Here is a 4,298-nt window from a genome sequence, read left to right on the forward strand (position 1 = left end):
ACGCCAACCCACAAGGCTGGCGCTGGCGTGACGATGCCCCGCTACACAGCCTACCGCATATGAATCTATCACAAGCGGTGGCTTTTAATATGGTAGAGGCCAACCTCACCCAGCTATTACCGCCCGTGATTTTAGACGAGCTGTTTCCTTGGTTTGATTTAGCAAGACGACAGCTAAAAAACAGTAAAGTCACGCACTCTTGGATCGACCGAGTACGCATTGAGCCTGCCACCCAGCCCTTAATCGCCCCGCACATTGACCTCGAGAGCAAAGACAATCTGTATCACGCGCTTTTTTATCAATTGCAGGTCAAAGCCTGCTACACCCGTAGCAACAAAAGTGAGGCCAGCGAATATACGCTAAACCCCATTGCCATCATTCAGCGCGGCGTGATTATCTATTTACTAGCGACCCGTACCGATGACCCAGAAGCCATCATTCGCACCTTTGCTCTGCACCGGTTTGATAGCGTCGAGATTTTAGAGAGTCCGGCACAAACGCCAGAGGATTTTCAGCTCGATACCTATTTGGAGGCAGGCAGTATGGGCTTTAGTCATCCGTTGTTTGGCGAGCTGCCTGAGCGTGGCAAAAACACGGCCATTGAGCTACAATTCACCAAACAAGCTGGCAAGAGTCTGACAGAAAGTAAGCTTAGTGACGATCAAGTCGTCACCGTCAATGATGACGACACCCTAACCATCAAAGCCACGGTCAACCTAACCTCACAGCTGGTTTGGTGGTTACGCGGCTTTGGTAGTGGCCTGCTCGATGCGCATCCCGAGCTGCTATATCGAGCCGTCTTGGATAACAGCGCCAATAGCGCCACTGATAATAAGCCTGATTAACTGGTGTTATCTTGTCTTAAGCGTTACAGACTCAAATCACGATAACATCCTCGAACCATTGCAACTCGAACCATTGTAAAAGGAATACTATGTCGACCACGACCCCATCGCCACTACTTTCCGACAGCTTAAGAGGACTAGGCTTAGATGCGGGGACTTTGTTTTTTGCGCTAAACTACGAATTTACCAGAATGGAGCCAAAGGGACTGCTAAAACGTTTTAAAAAAAACCAAGGCGCGATAGATATCGACATCGCGTGCGCGTTATACGATGACAATTGCACCATCAGCGATATCGTTTGGTTTAAGCAGCTGCGAGACAAAGCGGAGTCGGTACGCCATCAAGGCGATAGCTTAAATGGCAAAGATCGCGGTGAACAGGCCATGTATTTGGCACCGCTTGATCAAGAGCAGATCAGACTGTATTTAGACAAAATTCCTGCGCATATCACCCATATTGCCATGATGGCCAACTCTTATCACGGCCACCCTTTTTCTCGAGTCAAAAAAGGCGAGATACACCTGAGTGATGATGAAGGCAATCGCTGTTTTGAAGTCAATCTCAAACAGCTGCCACGCGACTGCCAAACACTTTGGGTCGCTCATTTGCGCCGAGAAGTAGATGACTGGCATCTAACTTTGCAAAACTTACCACTGGCAGCAGAGGATTTGGCCACAGCCGCGCAGCAAGTCGCCTATGAACTGGCGCGCGCCCTTCCTATCCCTCAAGGCCTATAAAAAGCCTATAAAGAGAAATCAACCACAGCGTTTGACTGCAGCCATTCAAACCAGAAAATGAGACCATAAAAATGAAATCGCAGGAATGAAGCTGTCGAAATAAAGCTGTAAAAACCTCTCAAACAAAAAACGGACAAAAAAGACTAGCGCGTGTTGAGTAGTGCACTGCGCTATAACGGCTCGCCGCAGTGCGGGCAGTAATTCTTTTGCCGCCTTTCCACCTCTCTTTCGCGGCGCTCAAGCTCTTGCTCACGCAGTACTTGTAAAACGATATTTTGCGCCTGCTCCTTGTCCAGCCCCAGCTCACGGCGAATCTTGTCAATCATCATCTGGTTTTGCACCAAATCAAAATCACTGTCAATCAGCTGCTCACGAAAATGCTGCTCTAACTCCTCGCGGCGCTGGGCCAGCTCATTGGCCAAACCAGTCGCCAAAATACCAGCTGGCAATGCCGCCAGACCCACACCCAATATGGTAATGATGGCACCCAATATCTTGCCTGCATTGGTAATCGGTATGACATCACCATAGCCGACGGTCGTCAGCGTCACCACCGCCCACCACATCGCCTTTGGTATCGACTCAAACTCATCTGGCTGCGCGTGATTTTCGACCAAATAAATCCCGCTAGAGGCGGTGACAATCATGATTATCAAGATAAAGATAACCGCTTGAAACGAGCCTTTTTCTTTACTAATGACCACCAGCAAGATACGCATAGAGGCAAAGTAGCGGGTGAGTTTCAAAATCCGAAACAGACGCAAAATACGCAAGAAACGCAAGTCAATAGAGACAAAGAAGTTTAAAAAGGCAGGGACGATTGCAATCAAGTCAATCATCGCCGACGGGCTTTTGAGCCACTCCCAGCGCTGACGCCAAGTGGTATTATCTGGTTTGGCTTCGGCCACACTCCACAGACGCAGCAAATACTCGATAGAAAAAATAACGATAGAGAAATTTTCAAACCAAATAAAATAGTCTTGATAAGGGTAATACCAGCTGTCTACAGACTCGGCAATCACAGCGGCGACATTGGTCATGATCAAAAAAATCAGGAAGTAGTCCACATAACGGCTAAACCGAGTGTCATGCTCATCGTTTTGCAAAATATCATAAACAAAAAAACGTAAGCGCCGTATAGATTGGAATAGCATGCTGACCTTATGCGGTAAAACCCGCGCGTGGATAAATAAAATAAATCGCCATTGCCGCAAAAAACATCACCGTGACCACCATAATGCCAAAGCTGACTTAAAAGGCGTCGATCGGCGGCTGCGTGTTATCCACAGCTAGCGTGTGCCCTCAGATTATACAAAATTTTTATAGTAAATATAGACAGTTATCAGTAGCGTAAAGGCAATTGCCAAGATGGCCGATCGTAAAAACCGTTCATCGACCTTTAACTGATGGCTGATATTTTGGGCAGGCAACAAAAACAGATGGCACTCAGGACAACAGCCATCTACTTCATTTAATAGCTGCATCGTCCGTGCGTTAGTACAACGCAGAGGAGAGTTACTACAATAACCAAGCATAGTATGGCGCGCCTCCGTTTATAAAATAAAACCTTTATCCTTTACCTATCATTCACTTCTAAAAGTTCACAATACCTCGATATCGATAACTTTATACAAAAGTCTTGGCTTAATACTGAGAATAACCATTTATTACCTTACAGAAATAGTGGTTTTGTATTATAATGGCGTTATAATGTTACAGATTAGTCAATAATCATAATATTATGTATTGGTCACTACTGTCATCCCTCATTAGCTGACTGATAATCCTCTATTACGTTAAGGAATCAAACGATGAAACTACAATCCCTAGTTTTAGCCGCTGCTACTGCACTTACTATGACTTCTGCTTTTGCCGTTCCTGCTGGTACTTGGAGTATCGCTGCCGGTGCACACTATGTTGACCCTAAAAGCGACAATGGTACTTTAGACAATGGCTTATCAGTAGATGTTGATGGCGATGTGCGCCCAACCATCAGTGGCGAATACTTCATTGCTGATAACGTTGGTGTTGAGCTACTAGCAGCCATCCCATTCCATCATGACATCACGCTAACTGATGCAAATGGTAACGAAGTTGATGCCAAAACTCAGCATCTACCCCCTACTCTATCTGTACAGTATCACTTCGACGGCTATAACTTGCCTATGAATGTGAAGCCTTTCGTTGGTGTTGGTGTGAACTATACAACTTTCTTTAAAGAAAGAGTTTACCTAGGTAACGGTAATGATTTAGAGCTAGACGATAGCGTTGGCGTTGCTGGTCACATCGGTCTTGACATCCCATATGCACCTACTGAATCTTTCCGTATCGATGCGCGCTACAAGGACATCAAAACTGACGCTAGCCTAAACGGTAGTGACTTAGGTGAAGTCGATATCAGCCCATGGGTATATGGCGTTGCGTTTGTAAAACAGTTCTAATAAATCTATCATAGCAAGTAAAGTATGCCAGATAAGAAGCCAGCCAATGTGCTGGCTTTTTTGTTGGTGTGATTTGCTGCAATCTGTTTATTCTATTTTTTTATAATCAATCCACTATAATATTGGCGCACTTAATGTCATGTCATAAGCGCATAAAAAAAGACCATCTGTGCAGACAGTCTTTTTATAATACATAACCATTGATGCAATCTATCAGCCGCTATTAGGGCGTGTCCTCATTTTTAAAATGGTGATAAAAATGAGATAAATCGCCG

Annotated in this window: 4 protein-coding genes; 3 read left to right on the top strand and 1 reads right to left on the bottom strand. The window is 45.3% G+C overall.

The genetic code is table 11. The features are described from left to right. Positions 1 to 845, top strand: an 845-nt coding sequence (locus NK638_RS11925) for a helix-turn-helix transcriptional regulator (RefSeq protein ID WP_274633178.1), incomplete at its 5' end; no start/stop codon positions are given. A gap of 89 nt (positions 846 to 934) precedes the next feature. Continuing rightward, positions 935 to 1,582 (top strand): TerD family protein, encoded by a 648-nt coding sequence (locus NK638_RS11930; protein ID WP_274633179.1) that lies wholly within the window; start codon positions 935 to 937, stop codon positions 1,580 to 1,582. A 170-nt stretch (positions 1,583 to 1,752) separates the two neighbouring features. Here the strand turns inward: NK638_RS11930 and NK638_RS11935 are convergent, their stop codons facing one another. Further along, positions 1,753 to 2,736: an ion transporter gene (locus NK638_RS11935; RefSeq protein ID WP_201585540.1), complete on the bottom strand. Its 984-nt coding sequence runs from the start codon at positions 2,734 to 2,736 to the stop codon at positions 1,753 to 1,755. Between the two features lie 657 nt (positions 2,737 to 3,393). Between NK638_RS11935 and NK638_RS11940 the strand changes: the two genes are divergently transcribed. Beyond that, a complete protein-coding gene (locus tag NK638_RS11940; protein WP_274633180.1) occupies positions 3,394 to 4,023 on the top strand; it encodes an OmpW/AlkL family protein in 630 nt (209 codons plus the stop codon). The last annotated feature ends 275 nt before the right edge of the window (positions 4,024 to 4,298 follow it).

The sequence above is a fragment of the Psychrobacter sp. A3 genome, assembly GCF_028823565.1.
In the GTDB taxonomy this organism is placed as follows: domain Bacteria; phylum Pseudomonadota; class Gammaproteobacteria; order Pseudomonadales; family Moraxellaceae; genus Psychrobacter; species Psychrobacter celer.